The following is a 17272-nucleotide window of genomic DNA, read 5'->3' as shown; positions in this document are numbered from 1 at the left end:
GCTCAGCGCCGGCGGCGGCCGGAGCGGCGGCGCCTTCGGCCGGAGCCGCAGCACCGGCGGCCGGGGCCGCGGCGCCCGGCTGGCGGGACGGATCCGGCGCCGGGATCGGGAACGAGCCCGAGCCCTGCGAGCGCAGGTAGGCGATCAGGTTGGCGCGGTCTTCCTGGTTCTTGATGCCGGCGAACGACATCTTGGTGCCCGGCACGATCTTGCCCGGGTTGGTCAGGAAGTGGTCGAGCTCGTCATAACCCCAGTGCGGGGCGTCCTTGACGTGCTCTTTCATGGCGTCCGAGTAGGCGAAGCCGGCGTGGGTGCCCGGCACGCGGCCGACGACGCCGAACAGGTTCGGGCCGATCTTGTTCGGGCCGCCGCTGGAGATGTCGTGGCAGGAGGCGCACTTCTTGAAGGTCGCTTCGCCCTTGGCGACGTCGGCGACCGGCAGGACCGTGCCCCAGTCGGTCGGCAGGGCGGCGGCGGCCGCGCCCTCTTCACCGCCTTCGGCGACAGCGATGGCGTAGCCCGGCTTTGCCGGCGGCTCCGAGGCGAAGAGGCGCGTCGACACCTCGCGAACGCCCAGGATGACCAGCGCCGTGGCGAGGCCCGCGCCGAAGATCTTATTCCACTCGAGATCGCCGCTCATGCCGACCCAACGTCCTACAAACCGGCGGCGCGAGGCTACGGAATCCATCCCCCGCGCGCGCCCCAGATTCTTGCGCCCGCGTCTCTTACACGGTAGCGGCGCATGCGCAACCGCGCTCGTCGGTCCTCGGCGGCGTCTGGACGCGTCGCGGCGCTTCGCCGCGTAGGATGAGAGCCGCCCGCATGAACCCGATCGTCCTGATTCCGGCCCGCATGGCCGCCACCCGCCTGCCGAACAAGCCGCTGGCCGATATCGGCGGGGTGCCGATGATCGTGCGCGTGCTGCGCCAGGCCGAGGCCGCGGGCGCGGGCCCGGTGGCCGTCGCCGCCGGCGATCAGGAGATCGTCGAGGCGGTGCAGGCGGCCGGCGGCCGCGCGGTGCTGACCGACCCCGAGCTGCCGTCGGGCTCCGACCGCATCCGCGCCGCACTGGAAGCGCTGGATCCGGAAGGCCGCCACGACGCGGTGATCAACCTGCAGGGCGACATGCCCTTCGTGGACCCGGCGGTAGTCGCCGCCTGCGCGGGAATCCTGCGCGACGTGCCCGAGTGCGACGTGGCGACCGTCGTGGCGCCGGAGAGCTCGCCGGCCGACCGGGTCAATGCGGACGTGGTGAAGGCCGTGCTGGCCCTGCCCGAAGGCGCGCGCCAGGGCCGCGCCCTCTACTTCACCCGCTCCACCCTCTACGGCGACGCGCCGATCTGGCGCCATATCGGCATCTACGGCTATCGCCGCGAGGCGCTGATCCGCTTCACCGAACTGCCGCCCAGCCCGCTGGAGCGCCGCGAGAAGCTGGAGCAGCTGCGCGGCCTCGAGGCCGGCATGCAGCTCTGGGCCGCGGTGCTGGACGAGGCGCCGATCTCGGTCGACACCCCGGCCGACCTGGAAGCCGCGCGCGCGGCGGCCCGCTAAAAGCGAAGGGCGGTCTTCCGACCGCCCTTCTCAATCACTGCACCCGGCCGGCGGGCGAGCCGCCGCCGCGTGGGCGCCGCGGGGGGGAAGCCTCTTCGTCGATGCGGGCGTGCGGCACGCCGGCCCGCGCCGCGTCCGCCTGGCGGGTCCAGCGCTCAAGGAGCCGTCCGGCGGTCTCGCGCCCGCCGATGCCGAAGGCGAGCGCCGCCGCCACTGCGGCCGAGCCGAGGATCAGGCCGAAGGCCATGAACACGATCTCGTCGGCGATGCCCATGAAGCTCAGCCCCATGGCGGTCGCCAGCGCGATGGTGGCCCAGCGCACGATGGTCGAGGCGAACCGGTCGGCGCCGGCCGTGCCGCGGTCGATGGCGTTGGACAGCAGGTCGGCGATGATCACGCCCGCGGCGATGATCACGCCCCCGACCAGCACCTGGCCGGCCAGGGTCACGACGTTCTCCAGCACCTCGGCGACGGAGGCGAAGCGCAGCAGGCGCGCCGCTTCGATGGCCGAGAAGGCGACGATGCCCCACATGGCGATCATGGCCACGATCTTGGACGGCGAGGCCCGCGGCGTCGGCGCGGCCGCGAATTCGGCCGCCTCGGCCATGGCCTGGGGCGCGACGCCCGGTTCGCCCGTATCGGGCGTGTAGGCGGTCGGGGGCGGGGGCGACTTGATCGACGAGAACTCGGCGACCGACATCACCGCGCGGTCGAAGCCGGTGGCCGGCAGGACCTTCTCGATGACGCCCGCCACCCAGCGGCCGATGGCGTAGCCGATGGCCAGCACGATGGCGGCGGCCAGCACCAGCGGAATGGCGTTGAGGATGGTCGACAGCACCGCGATCGCCGGACGCGATATGGCTTCGATCTGCAGGGTCTCGAGCGCGGCGATGGTGACCGGGATCAGGATCAGCACGAACACCAAAGTGCCGACCGCGTTGGCCAGACCGACCCCGGCCCCGGACGCGCGCCCCAGCCCGGCCCGCGCCAGCCAGCGCTCGACGTTGGCGGCCTGCAGCGCCGTGACCACCAGCCGCTTGACGATGGTCGCCAGCAGGAAGCCGATGAAGAAGATCAGCGCCGCCCCGACCATGTTGGGAATAAAGGTCAGGAAGTCGGACAGCATCAGGTTCAGCGGCGTGACCACCCCGCCGAGGTTCAGCACGTTCAGGGCGGCCACCAGGCCGACCAGCAGGATCAGCCAGAAAGCCACGTCGCCGAGCTTGGCGCCGACCGTCTCGTGCTTGGTCTTGCCGGCGTTGTGCGGGGCCAGCGCCGGGGTGCGGTCGACCACCCGGGCCAAGGCCCACTTCACGCCCCTGCCGACGATGTAGGCGATCAGGAGGATGGCCAGGGCGCCGAGGAGTCTCGGGCCCCAGAAGGCGAGCATGTCGCCGAAGTTTTGAACCTGGACGGGTTCCATAAAGCTCAAGCCCCTTGCACGGGCCGCCCCCGTTGGAAATCACAACGGAGGGTCGCCCAAGGGGTTCCGCCCGGGATCAGACCAGCTTGTCGGCCTTGCGCAGGTCCGGGAACCACCACGCCCACAGGCCGGTCGTCGCCAGCGAGCCCAGGCCGCCGAACACCGCCGCCCCGACCGGGCCCAGGAAGCGGGCGGCCAGGCCGCTCTCGAACTCGCCCAGTTCGTTGGACGCGCCGATGAACAGCATGGAGACGGCCGAGACGCGGCCGCGCATGGAGTCCGGGGTGGCGATCTGGATCAACGTCTGGCGGATGTTGACGCTGATCATGTCGGCCGCGCCGGCGACGGCCAGGGCCGCGGCGCTGAGCCAAAGCTCTCTGGACAGGCCGAACACCACCGTGCCCAGACCGAACACCGCCACCGACCCGAACATCCAGGCCCCGCCGGAACGCAGGATCGGGAAGCGGGACAGCCACAGGGCGGTGGCCAGGGCGCCGGCCCCGAAGGCGGCGCGCATGATGCCGAAGCCCTCCGGCCCGACGTGCAGCACGTCCTTGGCGAACACCGGCACCAGCAGGGTCGCGCCGCCCAGCAGCACCGCCACCAGGTCCAGCGAAATGGCCCCGAACACCACCTTGGTGCGCCAGACGTAGGACAGGCCCTCGACCATCAGCGCCCAGCGCGAGCCCGGCTGCACCACCGGCTTGGTGTGGGCGCGCACGCACAGCACCAGAACGGCGGCGAGCACGAACAGGCCCAGCGCCACGCCGTAGGCCAGGGCCACCGAAACGCCGACGATCAGGCCGCCGAGCGCCGGGCCGGCGATGGCGCCGACCTGGAAGGCCAGGGAGTTGGCGACGATGGCGCGAGGCAGCGCCTCGCGCGAGACCAGCATGGGCACCAGCGCCTGACTGGACGGGGCCAGGTAGGCGCGGCTCGCGCCGAACATGGCGGCCACGCCCAGCAGCGCCCAGAGCGGCGGCGAGCCGTGAATCGCCAGGCCCAGGAAGGCGGCGGCGCACAGGGCCTCGACGGCGATGCAAAGGCCCATGACCAGCTTGCGGTCGTGCCGGTCGGCCGCTTCCCCGGCCGGAAGCGTCAGGGCGAACAGCGGCAGGAACTGCACCAGGCCGACCAGGCTGAGCCACAGCGCCGATTCCGCCACCCCGTGACCGCGCCGGGCGATCTCGTAGACCTGCCACAGCACCGCGGCGCTCTGGGTCTGCACGCCGAGCACGGCGGCCACCCGCGCCAGCCAGACCAGGCGGAAGGCGGGCACGCGGAAGGGGTTGTCGGAGACGAGCGGAGCGGGGGCGATGTCGTGCGCAGTCACGCTGTGGGCTTTAGCACCCCTTTTCGGCGAAATCTCCTTCTCCCCCTGAGGGAGAAAGATCAGTACGGCGTCCCGTCCTTATGGACGTACTCGTCGCCGACCGCGTGCAGGTCGACGTCCGGGTATTCGCAGATGTCGCCGGGCGTGCGCGTGCCGACCTCGAGGTAGACAGCGTCGGCGCCGGAGCGGTTGACGAAGTGGTGGCCGTTCGGGACGCCGCACTTGAAGGCGCAGGCCTGGCCGGCGCGCACGGTCTGCTCGCCGGCGTCGGTGATCAGCACCAGCTCGCCCTCCAGCACCCAGACGAACTCGTCCTCCCCGTGGTGCCAGTGGCGCTGGGCCGACCAGGCGCGCGGCGGCAGGCGGGTCAGGTTGACCCCGAACTGGGTCAGCCCGCCGGCGTCGCCCAGGGCCTGCTTCTGGCGTGCGCCGGCGCAGAGGTTGAACGGGGCGGGATAGCCGGAGCCGGTGCGCACCGGGACGGCCTTCAGATCGATGACCATGCGCTTTCCTTTGCAGCGACGCGCGGTCCGGCTAAACGGCGCACATGACCACCGTCTCCCGCGTCGATCCCGTTCTCCTCGCCTGCGACCTGATCCGCAAGCCGTCGGTCACCCCGCGCGACGCAGGGGCCATGGACGTGCTGCAGGGCGTGCTGGCCGACCTCGGCTTCAGCTGCCGGCGCATGCCGTTCGGCGAGATCGAGAACCTCTACGCCCGGCGCGGGACGGCTGGTCCGAACCTCTGCTTCGCCGGCCACACCGACGTGGTCCCGCCGGGCGATACGGGATCCTGGAGCGCCGACCCGTTCGAGGCGCGCATCGTCGACGGCGTGCTGATCGGGCGCGGCGCGGTGGACATGAAGGGCGGCATCGCCGCCTGGACCGCGGCCGTCGCCGAGGTGCTGGCCGAGGGCGAGCTGCCGGGCAGCCTCTCCTACCTGATCACCGGCGATGAAGAGGGCGTGGCGCTGGACGGCACCAAGAAGGTGGTCCAGCAGCTGATCGCCGAGGGCGAGCGGATCGACCACTGCGTGGTCGGCGAGCCGACCTCCGCCGCCGTGCTGGGCGACACGGTGAAGGTCGGCCGGCGCGGCAGCCTGAACGTCTGGATCACGGTCGACGGCCGCCAGGGCCACGTCGCCTATCCGGAGCGCGCCGCCAATCCGATCCCGACCCTGATCCACCTGCTGGACCGGCTGCAGGGTCGGCGGCTGGACGAGGGCTATCCCGCCTTCCCGCCGTCGAACCTGGAGGTCACCACCATCGACGTGGGCAATCCGGCGACGAACGTGATCCCGCCGCGGGCGACCGCGCGCTTCAACATCCGCTTCAACCCCAGCCACACCGGCGCGGGCCTGATCGCCTGGATCGAGGAGGAGTGCCGGCTGGCCAGCGAGGCGTCGGGCCGCAAGGTGACGCTGGAGACCTTGCACTCGGGCGACGCCTTCCTGACCGAGCCGGGCCCGTTTGTTGACGCGGTGATGGGCGCGGTCGAGGCGGTCACCGGCGTGCGCCCCGATCCCAACACCAAGGGCGGCACCTCGGACGCGCGCTTCATCCGGGCCATGTGCCCGGTGGTGGAACTGGGCCTGGTCGGCCAGACCATGCACCAGATCGACGAGCGCGTGCCGGAGAGCGAGATCCGCCAGCTGCAGGCGGTCTACGCCCAGCTGATCCGCGGGTACTTCAAGACCTTCGCCTAGTACTCGACGTCGGTCAGATACAGCCCGTCCGGGGGCGCGACCTGGGCGCAGCGGGAGCGGTCGGCCGCCTCCAGCGCCGCCTTGACGTCGGCGACGCTCCAGCGGCCCTGGCCGACCTCGGCCAGCGTGCCGGTCATGGAGCGGACCTGGCGGTGCAGGAAGCTGCGGGCGGCGAAACGCAGGTGCACTTCCGCGCCGACCCGCTCGACCGTGGCCAGGTCCAGAGTCTTCACCGGCGAGGCCGACTGGCAGGCGGCGTCGCGGAAGGTGGTGAAGTCGTGCAGGCCGACCAGGTGCTGGGCGGCCTCGTGCATGGCCCCGACGTCCAGCGACTTGCGCAGCCACCACACCCGTCCGCGCTCCAGGGCCGGCGGCGCGGTGCGGTCGAGGATGCGGTAGAGGTAGCGGCGGCCGGTGGCCGAAAAGCGCGCGTGGAAGTCGGCGTCGACCTGCCAGGCCTCCAGCACCACCACGCCCTTGCGGACCAGCTTGGCGTTCATCGCCTCGCGCACCGTCTTGGCCGGCCAGTCCTTGGTCAGGTCGACGTGGGCGACCTGGCCGGTGGCGTGCACGCCGGTGTCGGTGCGGCCCGCGCCGCCGACGGTCACGGTCTCGCCGGTGAAGGCGTGGATCGCCTCCTGCAGGGCGTCCTGCACCGAAGGCGCGTTCTTCTGGCTCTGCCAGCCCTTGAACGGGCCGCCGTCGTATTCGATCAGCAGGCGGTAGCGCGGCATCAGCCCAGCACGGTCCCGACCGCCAGCGGGAAGCCGCGCAGGAAGGTCTCGGCGTCCTGCGGCCCCTTGCCTTCGCGCTGGACCTTCACGAGCCGCACGGCGCCCTCGCCGCCTGCGACCAGCAGGCCGTCGTCCAGCAGGGTCCCCGGCGCGCCCGAACCTGCTTCCAGCCGGCTCAGCAGCACCTTCACCCGCACCGGCCCCTTGTCGGACGGCGCCTCGAACCAGGCGCCCGGGAAGGGGGACAGGCCGCGCACGTGCCGGTCGATCTCGATCGCCGGACGGGTCCAGTCGATGCGGGCTTCGGCCGGGGTGATCTTCCTGGCGTAGGTCGGCTCGCCGGCCTGCGCGGTCTCGGTCGCGCCGCCGCGCTCGATGGCGGCCAGCGCCCGCGGCAGCAGGGATGAGCCGGCGGCGGCCAGCTTGTCGTGCAGGGTGGCGGAGGTGTCGTCGGCGGCGATCGGCACGATCTCCGACAGCACGATCGGGCCCTCGTCGAGGCCCTCGGTCATGCGCATGACCTGCACGCCGGTGGCGGCGTCGCCGGCCATGATGGCGCGCTGAATCGGCGCGGCCCCGCGCCAGCGCGGTAGCAAGGAGGCGTGCAGGTTGAAGCAGCCCAGGCGGGGCGCGTCGAGCACGTTCGCCTTCAGGATCTGGCCGTAGGCGACCACCACCGCGGCGTCGAGATCCAGCGCCTGGAAGGCCTCCACCTCGGCCGGGTCGCGCATGGAGACGGGCGTGCGGACCGGCAGGCCCAGCCCCTCGGCGAAGGCCTGCACCGGCGAGGGGGCCAGCTGCTGGCCGCGGCCGCGGGGCTTGGGCGGCTGGGTGTAGACGGCGGCGATCTCATGCCCGGCGGCGACCAGCTCGGCCAGGGCGCGGACGGCGAATTCGGGAGTGCCCATGAAGGCGATGCGCATGGGCCGGGGTCTTAGCGGGAGCGGAGCGGGATGTCTTCCTTAGATCTCCCCCCGAGCGTCAGCGTTGGGGGGAGCAGGCGGCGCAGCCGCCGTGGGGGGCTCCAGCGGAGTGCGACGGCGGCCGTCGCGCGAACTCAGCCCCCTCCACCGCCTTCGGCGGTCCCCCTCCCCCAGCGCTCGCTTCGTTCGCTAGGGGGAGGATCTAGGAGGCTTAAGCCGCTTCGCGGATCACCTTCTTGACGCGCTGGATGGCGCGGTCGCGCTTGAGGCGCGAGAGGTGGTCGATGAACAGCACGCCGTTCAGGTGGTCCATCTCGTGCTGGATGCAGGTGGCGAACAGGCCGTCGACCTCTTCGTCGTGCGCCACGCCGTCGTAGTCGAGCCAGGTCAGGCGCACGCGGGCCGGACGCTGGACCTCGTCGTAGACCTCCGGCACCGACAGGCAGCCCTCCTCGTAGGGAGCCGTCTCGTCGGACGTCCAGGTGATCTCCGGGTTCACGAAGAAGCGCGGCTGGGGCTCCTCGCCTTCCTTGGCCAGGTCCATGACGATCACGCGCTTCAGCACGCCGATCTGAACCGCCGCCAGGCCGATGCCGGGCGCGTCGTACATAGTCTCCAGCATGTCGTCCATGAGCGCGCGCAGCTCGTCGTCGACGCGCTCCACCGGGGCGGAGACCTGTTTCAGAATCGCCGCGGATTCAGCGACGTTGAGGATCGGACGGATGGCCATGGCTGGGAGGTAGGCTCGCAATACCTGAGGGTCAAGGTCGGGATTAGAGCGCGACAGCCGAAAGTGGACGCCGGTTTCGGCGACCATCGCGCGCCAACTCTAAGAATCTACGCAGCCGCCCGTTCGGCGTCGCGACGAATGCGCGCGACCATGGCGGCCAGGCCGTTGGAACGCTGGGTCGACAAGGCTTCCGACAAGCCCAGGCGCTGGACCGCCTCGCGGGCGTCGAAGCCGGCGATCTCGGCCGGGGTACGGTTGGAATAGAGCCGCAGCAGGACGGCGATCAGGCCTTTGACGATGTGCGCGTCGGAGTCGCCGCGGAAGGCCAGCCGGCCGTCCGGCGTGCGCCGGGTCGACAGCCACACCTGGCTGGCGCAGCCGTGCACCTTGTTGGCGTCGTTGCGCTCGCCCTCGGCCAGCGGCTCCAGCTCGCGGCCCAGGTCGATGACGTAGCGGTAGCGCTCCTCCCAGTCGCCCAGGAGGTCGAATTCGTCGGCCAGTTCGTTCAGTTCGTCGGCGATCGTCGTCATCGGCGCTCAGATAAGCCGAGCGCGCCGAGCGGGCAACGCGGCGCGTTCGCGCTAGGAGGCGACCCGAATGAGCGTGGCGCTGGCGGTCAGGCCCTCGCCCGGCGCGGTGCGCACCTCGAAGCTGCCGCCCATCGCCTCGCACAGCAGGCGCACGATCGGCCAGCCCAGGCCGGCGCCCTGGTTGCGGCGGGTGAGCGCGTGCTCGCCCTGCTCGAACGGCTGCATCAGGCGCGGCAGCTGGGCCGGGTCCAGGCCCTCGCCGTCGTTCTCGACCTCGATCACCACCAGCGGGCCCTGGGCGCGGGCGCTGACCCGCACCTCGCCGCCCTCGGGCGCGTAGGCCACGGCGTTCTGCAGCAGGTTCATGACCACCGTGCGCACCGCCTTGGGGTCGGCCAGCACGGCCGGGACCGGGGACGGGATCTCGCAGGCGAAACGCAGGTCGCGCGCGGCGGCCTCCTCGCGCACGCTGGTGATGGCGTCGTCGAACACGACGTCCAGCGGCTCGACCCGCGGGTCCAGCTCCATCTGGCCGCTCTCCAGGCGGGCCATCTCCAGCACCTGGTTGACCAGGCGCAGCATGCGCAGGCCGCTGCCGCGGATGATCTCGGCGTATTCGCGGTACTGCGGCGCGCCGAGCGGGCCGTAGAGCTCGTGGCTGAGGATCTCGGAGAAGCCGATGATCGAGTTGAGCGGCGTGCGCAGCTCATGGGCGGCCATGCGCAGGAAAGAGCGCTTGCCGGCGGCCTCCCCGCTCTCGGGGCGGGCGTCCTGACCTGCCGCGCGGCGCTCCGCGAGACGGGCCGGGATGGGTACGGAACGCTGAGCCATACGCGACATTCGGGCCTTCGACCTTCGACTGTGTCGTCGGAATGCCACGATTGCGCTTACGAATCCGTTTCTTCGCGTGCTTGCGAAACCGTTGCCGGAGGTTCGGATTTCTCGCCCCGTAATCGCGCGTCACGGGAGCCGGCTCGCAGCGGCCGTCTCAACGGTTAAACTGTCCCGTTCACTGAACCGCAGCGACTCACCCTTGGCCGAACCCGCGCCCCTTGAACGCATCGACGGCTCCTCCGCCCCCGCGCGCGAGGAGTTTGAGACGTTTCTGATCGGCGCGCTCGGCTGGAGCGCCCTGGTCGCCGTCGCCGGCGTCGCCCTGTGGTTCGTCTACGGCTACTCGGTGTTCGTGCTGGGCGCGCTGATCGCCGGCGCGGTGCCGGGCCTGCTGATGCAACTGCTGCGCCTGCGCGACGGCGAGATCGAGCGTACCGCCGCCATGGGCGCCTGGGCCGTGTTCGCCTCGCTGGCGGCGGCCGCGACCGGCGGCCTGACCGGTCCGCTGGCCGTCTGGTGCCTGACGCCGCTGGCCGCCGCCGTCGCGCTGGACGGGCGACGCATGGTCTCGGGCGCCGCGGCGCTGTCGCTTTTCGCCGTGGCCCTGGCGCTGTGGGTGTCGCTGACCGCCGGCGGGCCGCGCCCGACCCCGATCGTGGACCTGTGGCTGTCGATCCTGGCCTTCTCCACCACCGGCACGGCCATGTCGGCCACCGTCATGCGCGCCTTCCGCCGGCGCGGCGTGCGTATCGACCGGGCCGAGATCGCGCTGAAGCGGCTGGAGGAGTTGGTCGCCGAGCAGCCGCACCTGATGATCACCATCGACCACGACGGCCGGATCAGCTCCGCGTTCGGCACTGCGCCGGCCGGCGTGCCGGTCGACGCCCTGTTCAGCCAGGGCCTGATCGCCGCCGCCCACCATCCCGACCGCCCGGCCCTGCACACCGCCCTGCAGCGCGCGGCTTCCGTCGGCGAGGGCGAGGTCGCCTTCACTCCGCGCGCCGCCCTGGACCGCGAGGTGACGCTGGGCCTGCGCCGGCTCAAAGACGGGCGGATGATCGGCATCTTGCGCGACTCCACCGTCCAGCAGGCCCGCGAGGCGGCGCTGGAGACGGCGCGGATGGAGGCCCAGAGCCTCAACGCCGGCAAGTCGCGCTTCCTGGCCAATATGAGCCACGAGCTGCGCACGCCGCTGAACTCGATCCTCGGCTTCTCCGACATCATGCGCCAGCGCATGTTCGGGCCGATGCCCGACCGTTACGCCGAGTACGCCCAGCTGATCCACGAGTCCGGCCGCCACCTGCTGGACCTGATCAACGACGTGCTGGACATGTCGAAGATCGAGGCCGAGCGCTACGAGCTGCACCTGGAGACCTTCGACGCCCGCGAGGCGGTGTCGGCGGCGCTGCGGCTGGTGCGGGTGCAGGCGCACGAGGCGCAGATCGCGCTGCGCGGCGTGCTGCCGCCGCAGCCGCTGATGATCGAGGCCGACAAGCGGGCGGTGAAGCAGATCACGCTGAACCTGCTGTCCAACGCCCTAAAATTCACCCCGGCCGGCGGCGCGGTGACGGTCAGCCTGCGCGGCGACCATGGCGCCATGGAGCTGCAGGTGGCCGACACCGGCGTGGGACTGTCGCCCGACGACCTGCAGCGTGTCGGCCGCCCGTTCGAACAGGCCGGCCCGGCCGGCGCGCGCGGCATGGGTACGGGGCTGGGCCTGTCGCTGGTGCGCGCCTTCTCCCAGCTGCACGGCGGCGAGACCACCATCGAGAGCACGCTGGGCGAAGGCACGGCGGTGACCGTGCGCCTGCCGGTGGTGAAGCGTGAGGCCGGCGGCGCCTCGACCGGCGCCAAGATCATCCCGCTGCACGCGCCGCGCTAGGCGGCGGACCTCACGCCCTGGCGCTCGCCACCACAGGCCCCTCGATGACCCGCGGCGGGTTCGGAATGAGGGTCGGCGCGTGCTCGGCCACCCACGCGCGCGCGATCTGGACCGATTTGTCCGCCCCCTCCCGGGTCTCGAAGACGCTCAGGGAAGCCATCACGCCGTCGCCGGCGTCGATCCAGTAGTAGGCGACGAAGCCGGGGACATCCTGAAGGAGGGGCACGAAGCTCTCCGCAACGAGACGCCCGGCTTCCGCGTCGTTAGTGATCCCTTCGTAGCGCCGCACAGCCGCGTACATGAGCAAGCTCCCTCACTGGCTCAGGGCGGATCGGCACGGCCTGCCTCCGCGCCCTCGGACGGTCGACAACCGCCGAGGTCTCGTGACGGATGCGCCGGATCGGGAATGTCCGCTTTTCATTCCGAGTCGCCGTCGAGTCCCTGGCCCTTCGGCGAGTTCAGGACGACGGCCGGAGGGTCGGCGGATGCAGCCTCAGGCTGGGAGGCGTCAGAACTTGTCGGCGAAGATGAAGCCGACGGCGCCGACCAGGCAGACGAAGGCCGCCGCGTGGTTCCACTTCAGCGGCTCGCCCATGATCCAGACGGCGAAGACGGCGAACACCAGAAGCGTGATCACCTCCTGCATCACCTTGAGCTGGCCGACGGAGAAGCCCGACGTGTAACCGATCCGGTTCGCGGGGACGGCGAACCAGTACTCGATGAAGGCGATGGCCCAGCTGGCGATCACCACGATCCACAGCGGCTTAGACGTGAACTTCAGGTGGCCGTACCAGGCGAACGTCATGAAGATGTTCGACGCGAACAGCAGGAGGATGGTCTTCACGGCGCCTACTCCGCCGCCGGCGCCGCAAGCTTGGCCAGGGGGCGCACGGCCGTCTCGACCGGCGCCAGTTCCGGCAGGGCCTTGCCCTCGTGGTCGACCTGCAGCTCCTCGAAGCGGCGGGCCTGGGTCAGGACCTGGCTCTCCAGCGAGCCGACGAAGGCGTTGTAGCGGTCGACGGCGGCGGAGAGCGCCTTGCCGACGCTGCCGGCGTGGCCGCCCATCACCGACAGGCGCTTGTAGAGCTCCTTGCCGAGCTCGGCGACCTTGCCGGCGTTGGCGGCCTGCTCCTCCACCCGCCAGCCGTAGGCCACCGCCTTGCAGAGCGCGAACAGGGTGGTCGGCGTGACGATCAACACCCTCTTGTCCATGGCCTCGGCCATCAGGTCCGGCTGGCGGTCCAGCGCCGCGGCCAGGAAGCCGTCGCCGGGCACGAACATGGCCACGAAGTCGGGCGAGCCCTCCTCCTTGAACTGGTCCCAGTAGGCCTTGGCCGACAGGCCCTGCATGTGGGTTTTCAGGCTTTGGGCGTGGCGCACCAGGGCCGCCTCTCGCGCCGCGTCGTCGACCGCGTCCTGGGCCTCGAGGAAGGCGTTCAGCGAGGCCTTGGCGTCGATCACGAACACGCCGCCGCCGGGCATCATCACCTTCACGTCGGGGCGGCGGCGGCCCTCCTCGGTGTCGACCGAGAACTGCTCCTGGAAATCGAAGCGGCTGTTGAGGCCCGCGGCCTCCAGCACGTTGCGGAGCGTCTCCTCGCCCCAGCGGCCCTGCACGCCGGCGCCGCGGCGCAGGGCGGCGGACAGCTTGCGCGCCTCGGCCTGGGTGGCGGCCGAGGCCTCCATCAGCGAGGCGATCTGGGCCTTCAGCCCGCCGGTGTCCTCGGCGCGGGCTTTTTCGACGGCGGCGACCTGGGCCTCGAACTTGGCGAGGGTCTCGGCCACCGGCTTCAGCTGGGCCTCCATGCGCTCGCGCGCGACCCGGTCCTGCGCCTGGAACGTCTCGGTGGCGCGCTGCACCAGCTTGGTCGCCACCGTCTCGGCCGAGGCGGCCGCCTGGGCGCGCAGCATCTCGGCCAGCTGCTCGGGCTGGCTCTCGGCGGCGCGCAGCCGCTCCTCGGTGCGGGCCAGCTCGACCGACAGCTCCTGGGCCAGCGCCCGCTGGCGGCCCAGCGCCAGGAAGGACCACAGGAAGGCCCCGCCCGAGAGGGCGGTCGTGCCGGCGAGAAGGTAGACGAGCGCGTTCATGCTCCGTTCCGTAGCCGGAGTCGCGCCCGCGGTGAAGCCGGCGCGACGCCGCGCGACCGCCTCAGCTCAGGCGCGCCTTCACGGCCGCGCGGTCGGCCGCGGACAGATCCAGGGCCAGCGCCATGCGCCATTGGGCGCGCGCCTGATCGAGCCGGCCGGCGCGCTCGAGGGCGTCGCCCCAGGCCAGCCGCAGCGCGCCCCAGTTCGGCGCGCGTTCGGCCGCCGCCGCGTAGCGGGCCAGGGCGGCCTCCGGCTTGCCGAGCCGCGAGAGGGCGTCGCCGTCGAACTTCAGCGGATCGGCGAAGCGGGGCCCCTTGGCCATCGCCAGCTTGAACTGGCGCCGCGCGCCCTCGGCATCGCCGCGCGCCAGTAGGGCGCGGCCCCAGGCGGCGTGGGCGGCCGGCAGGTCCGGCCCCATCGCCACCGCCCGCGCGAAGGCCGCGTCGGCGCCTTTCGGATCGCCGGCGCGGGCGGCGATCGCGCCGCGTTCGATCTGGCAGGCGTAGCAATCGGCCGGCGTGGCGCCGATCAGCGCCTTCGCCTCGGCCGCCTGGCCGGTTTCGGCCAGGGCGCGCGCCAGCAGCGGAGTCAGGGCCGTTTGCGGTTCGCCGACGATGGCCGCCGTGGCCGGCGCCGCGGCCGGGCGGCGGGCCAGGGCCACGACCGCGGGCCAATCCTCGACCGCGCGCGCCAGGCGCAGGTCCGTGAGCAGAACGGTGGCCTCGACGTAGGATGCGTCGGCCATGGTCGACAGCCCCTGCGCGCGCAGTCGGCGCATGGCCGCGCCGTCCCGGTTGCTGGCGTGGGAGGCGCCCGCCCATAGCAGGGCGCTGCCGGCGCACCGGCGACAGGCGATCACCGGCTGGTCGACGGTCGGATCGCCCGCGATGGTCAACAGGCGCGCCGCCTCGGCGTAGTCGCCCAGCTCCTCGGCGACCGTCGCCTCGGCCGAATTGCGCGAGAGGTGCGCGACCCACGGGGCGAGATCGGCGGCGCGGCGGCCGTTCAGCAAGGCCGCCGTCCGTCGCGCGCCCTCCAGCGCCGCCTGGTCGTGACCGACGGCGCCCTGGCGTTCATAGAGCCCTTCCCACGCGGTCGGCAGCTCCGGGTCCAGCCGGCGGGCCAGGTCGAATTCCGCGAGGGCGGCGCGATGGTCGTCTTGCATGGACGCCAGCGCCGTCCGCGCCCGGGCGCGCTGGGTGCGCGAGCCCGAGACCGCCAGCCGGTCGAAGATGGCCGTCGCTTCGGCGGCGCGGCCGTGCTGGTGCGCCCAGGCGGCGTACCGCTCCGGCTGGGTCATGCGATAGACCTGCTCGGCCGCTTTCAGGACGAGGGCGTCCAGCTCGGCCTCGGAGCCCTCCAGGCGCACGCCGGGCTGGCCGCCGGCGCGGGCGATCACCGCCACGCCGGTGGGCGTGCGGGTGACCTCGCCAGAGATACGGACCTCCTCGCCCAGCCAGCCGCGTAGGTAGGCCTGGAGTTCGCCCAGCGACACGCCGGTGCTGGGGATCTCGACCCGGGCCCGCTCGCCCCAGCCGTTGTCGTAGCTGTCGGCCGCGCGCGACGACAGGGTCTGGTCCTGCAACTCGGTCAGGCCGTCGACCAGCCGGCTGGCCACCGCCTGGCCGGTCAGGCCGCGCCCGGCCAGGTCGGCGGGGGTGGAGAACGGCTCGACGATCAGCGAGCGCGACCCGGCGGCGTCGAAGGCCATGGCGGCCAGCACGCCGGCGGCGACCAGGCCGGCCAGGCCGGTCAGCAGCTTCAGGCCCAGGCCCGCGCGTTCGGAGGCCAGCTGCCAGCGCAGGTGATGGCGCTCGGCCCGGATCAGTTCGATCTGTTCGAGGATCAGCCGGCGCGCCGGGCTCTCAGGCGCGGGATCGTCCTGCACCATCTCCAGCGCGATCTCGATCGGGTCGGACGTGGTCGGATCGGGCTCCGGCTTCGGCGCCGGCTTGGATGCAGAGCGGCGGCGCGGCGCGCGGACGGTGTCGGTCATGGCTCCCCCCGAAGCTGACCGCCCCTAATAAGCGGCGCCGCCTAACGGGGTCTAGGCCCGTGCCGCGGCGGAGCACCTCAGCGGCGCAGGGCGACTTCTTGCCAGGCCGAGCTTTCAGTCCCACGGCGCGGACGAATCCGGCTCCGGGCCTTCGTCGGGGCCGACCGGCTCGGGCTCGAGTTCGGGCGAGGGCGCCGGTTTTTCTGCGCTCGGGGCGGGCGCCGCCGCGCCAAGCCGGCGCTCGATCAGCATCAGGGCGTTGCCGTCGGGATCGTGGAAGGTCACGCACGACAGGCCCGGATGCGGCTGCCGGACCGGACCGACACGACGGGCGCCCAGCTGGACAAGGCGGGCGCGCGCCCGCTTCAGGTCGTCGGTGGCGAGGCTCAACACCGGATGCGGGGCCGGCGCGAACTGGAAGGACTCGTCGTTCTGGTGGGCGTCCAGTGTGATCCACGGCCGCTGGTCGGGATCGTTCAGGGTGTAGTAGCCGCGCTCCAGCTCGTCGGCCTTCACCGGCTTGCCCAGCAGGGCCGCGTACCACTCGGCGGCCTGGCGCAGGTCACGCACGTGGATGAAGACGCCGTCGACGACGCTGGAGATCATGGACAGGCTCTTACGCCGACGGAAACGAGGATCGAGGCCCCGTTGCTAGCGAGATTCGCCCGCTGACAAAGTAGCGCGCAGCCCCTCCGCGAAGGCCTCGATGAGCCGCCGCTTGGGCGAGCCGCCGTTCCAGACGCACCAGTAGCCGTACTCGGCCGAGGCCTCGCGTTCGAACAGGCGCACCAGTCGACCCGCGGCCAGATCCGGCTCGGCCAGCCGCACGCGGGCCAGGGCCACGCCGCAGCCGGCGACGGCCGCGTCCAGCACCGCGCCGGCGTCGTCTATGGCCAGGCCCGTCGGCAGGCGCGCCTCGTCGATCCCGACCGGGTCCAGCCACAGCCGCCAGGCGCTCTCCGGGTGGCGGATCACCGGACAGTCCAGCAGGTCCTCGACCGTGCGCGGCGGGCGGCCGCCGCGGAAGTCGGGGCGAGCCACCGGGACCAGGCGCTCGTCGGCCAGGGCCAGGGCCTGCACGCCGGCCCATCCGCCGGGACCGAAGCGCACCGCCACGTCGGCCTCGCCGGCCGCCAGGTCGGCCAGGGCGCTCGAGCAGCGGAGGTCCAGCTCCAGTCCGGACAGAGCCGTCTGCAACTCGGCCAGGCGGGGGATCAGGATGCGGCTGGCCACCGCGGGCATGAGCGACACGCGCAGCCGTTCGCGACCGTGCGCGGCCGGCGCGAACGCGTCGCCCAGCAGGTTGAGGCTGAGGCGCACGCGCGCCGCCAGGCTGCGGCCGTCCGCGGTCAGGGTCACGCCGCGCCCCCTGCGCTCGAACAGGGTCTGGCCCAGCCTGGCCTCCAGCTTGCGGATGGCGTGGCTGATCGCCCCGTGGGTCAGGTTCAGCTCGTCGGCGGCCTTGGCGAAGCTCTGATGACGGGCGGCGGCCTCGAAGGCGGCGACGGATTGCAGCGAGGGCGGACGCACGGGCATGGGGCGA

General features: G+C 72.3%; 18 protein-coding genes. 3 read left to right on the top strand and 15 right to left on the bottom strand.

Going from position 1 to position 17272, the window contains the following annotated elements:
- A partial coding sequence (locus H8B08_RS07940; protein WP_187449657.1) for a cytochrome c family protein occupies positions 1-640 on the bottom strand: 640 nt, incomplete at its 3' end.
- Positions 641-822: 182 nt separating this feature from the next.
- Here H8B08_RS07940 and H8B08_RS07935 point away from each other — a divergent pair.
- The gene (locus H8B08_RS07935) at positions 823-1551 is read left to right on the top strand and encodes a 3-deoxy-manno-octulosonate cytidylyltransferase (RefSeq protein WP_187449656.1); all 729 of its coding nucleotides are present in this window, start codon (positions 823-825) and stop codon (positions 1549-1551) included.
- A gap of 34 nt (positions 1552-1585) precedes the next feature.
- On the opposite strand, the gene H8B08_RS07930 is transcribed toward H8B08_RS07935, so the two are convergent.
- The 3 genes from H8B08_RS07930 to H8B08_RS07920 form a co-directional block, all read right to left on the bottom strand.
- Positions 1586-2974, bottom strand: coding sequence for a mechanosensitive ion channel (locus H8B08_RS07930; RefSeq protein ID WP_187449655.1), 1389 nt, complete (start codon positions 2972-2974; stop codon positions 1586-1588).
- Between the two features lie 76 nt (positions 2975-3050).
- A complete protein-coding gene (locus H8B08_RS07925) occupies positions 3051-4307 on the bottom strand; it encodes an MFS transporter (protein ID WP_187449654.1) in 1257 nt (418 codons plus the stop codon).
- Positions 4308-4366: 59 nt separating this feature from the next.
- Positions 4367-4810: a cupin domain-containing protein gene (locus H8B08_RS07920; protein WP_187449653.1), complete on the bottom strand. Its 444-nt coding sequence runs from the start codon at positions 4808-4810 to the stop codon at positions 4367-4369.
- A 44-nt stretch (positions 4811-4854) separates the two neighbouring features.
- Between H8B08_RS07920 and dapE the strand changes: the two genes are divergently transcribed.
- A complete protein-coding gene (gene dapE, locus H8B08_RS07915) occupies positions 4855-6012 on the top strand; it encodes a succinyl-diaminopimelate desuccinylase (RefSeq protein ID WP_187449652.1) in 1158 nt (385 codons plus the stop codon).
- Here dapE and truA read toward each other — a convergent pair.
- The 5 genes from truA to H8B08_RS07890 form a co-directional block, all read right to left on the bottom strand.
- Positions 6009-6746, bottom strand: coding sequence for a tRNA pseudouridine(38-40) synthase TruA (truA, locus tag H8B08_RS07910; RefSeq protein ID WP_187449651.1), 738 nt, complete (start codon positions 6744-6746; stop codon positions 6009-6011). The genes dapE and truA overlap by 4 nt on opposite strands.
- Positions 6746-7669, bottom strand: coding sequence for a methionyl-tRNA formyltransferase (fmt, locus tag H8B08_RS07905; RefSeq protein ID WP_187449650.1), 924 nt, complete (start codon positions 7667-7669; stop codon positions 6746-6748). Before fmt ends, truA begins: the two co-directional genes overlap by 1 nt.
- A gap of 211 nt (positions 7670-7880) precedes the next feature.
- Complete coding sequence (def, locus tag H8B08_RS07900) at positions 7881-8399, bottom strand: peptide deformylase (RefSeq protein ID WP_187449649.1); 519 nt, start codon at positions 8397-8399, stop codon at positions 7881-7883.
- 107 nt (positions 8400-8506) lie between these two features.
- On the bottom strand, positions 8507-8929 hold the full coding sequence (locus tag H8B08_RS07895; protein ID WP_187449648.1) for a SufE family protein: 423 nt from the start codon (positions 8927-8929) through the stop codon (positions 8507-8509).
- A gap of 51 nt (positions 8930-8980) precedes the next feature.
- Positions 8981-9769 (bottom strand): HAMP domain-containing sensor histidine kinase, encoded by a 789-nt coding sequence (locus H8B08_RS07890; protein ID WP_187449647.1) that lies wholly within the window; start codon positions 9767-9769, stop codon positions 8981-8983.
- Positions 9770-9962: 193 nt separating this feature from the next.
- Here H8B08_RS07890 and H8B08_RS07885 point away from each other — a divergent pair, with 193 nt between their 5' ends.
- Positions 9963-11645 carry a HAMP domain-containing sensor histidine kinase gene (locus tag H8B08_RS07885; protein WP_187449646.1) on the top strand — a complete coding sequence of 561 codons (1683 nt, stop codon included), beginning with the start codon at positions 9963-9965 and terminating at the stop codon, positions 11643-11645.
- Positions 11646-11655: 10 nt separating this feature from the next.
- Here H8B08_RS07885 and H8B08_RS07880 read toward each other — a convergent pair whose 3' ends face one another.
- The 6 genes from H8B08_RS07880 to H8B08_RS07855 form a co-directional block, all read right to left on the bottom strand.
- The gene (locus tag H8B08_RS07880; RefSeq protein WP_187449645.1) at positions 11656-11946 is read right to left on the bottom strand and encodes a hypothetical protein; all 291 of its coding nucleotides are present in this window, start codon (positions 11944-11946) and stop codon (positions 11656-11658) included.
- Positions 11947-12153: 207 nt separating this feature from the next.
- Positions 12154-12489: a DMT family protein gene (locus H8B08_RS07875; RefSeq protein ID WP_187449644.1), complete on the bottom strand. Its 336-nt coding sequence runs from the start codon at positions 12487-12489 to the stop codon at positions 12154-12156.
- 5 nt (positions 12490-12494) lie between these two features.
- Positions 12495-13733, bottom strand: coding sequence for a DNA recombination protein RmuC (rmuC, locus tag H8B08_RS07870; protein WP_187449643.1), 1239 nt, complete (start codon positions 13731-13733; stop codon positions 12495-12497).
- Positions 13734-13794: 61 nt separating this feature from the next.
- Positions 13795-15729 (bottom strand): hypothetical protein, encoded by a 1935-nt coding sequence (locus tag H8B08_RS07865; protein WP_187449642.1) that lies wholly within the window; start codon positions 15727-15729, stop codon positions 13795-13797.
- A gap of 114 nt (positions 15730-15843) precedes the next feature.
- Positions 15844-16335 (bottom strand): VOC family protein, encoded by a 492-nt coding sequence (locus H8B08_RS07860; protein ID WP_187449641.1) that lies wholly within the window; start codon positions 16333-16335, stop codon positions 15844-15846.
- A 45-nt stretch (positions 16336-16380) separates the two neighbouring features.
- Complete coding sequence (locus H8B08_RS07855) at positions 16381-17265, bottom strand: LysR substrate-binding domain-containing protein (protein WP_187449640.1); 885 nt, start codon at positions 17263-17265, stop codon at positions 16381-16383.
- Positions 17266-17272: the final 7 nt, after the last annotated feature.

The sequence above is a fragment of the Caulobacter sp. 17J80-11 genome (genome assembly GCF_014349105.1).
In the GTDB taxonomy this organism is placed as follows: Bacteria; Pseudomonadota; Alphaproteobacteria; order Caulobacterales; family Caulobacteraceae; genus 17J80-11.
The sequence above is the reverse complement of the archived record's forward strand: the minus strand, read 5'-3'. Positions and strand labels throughout refer to the sequence as shown.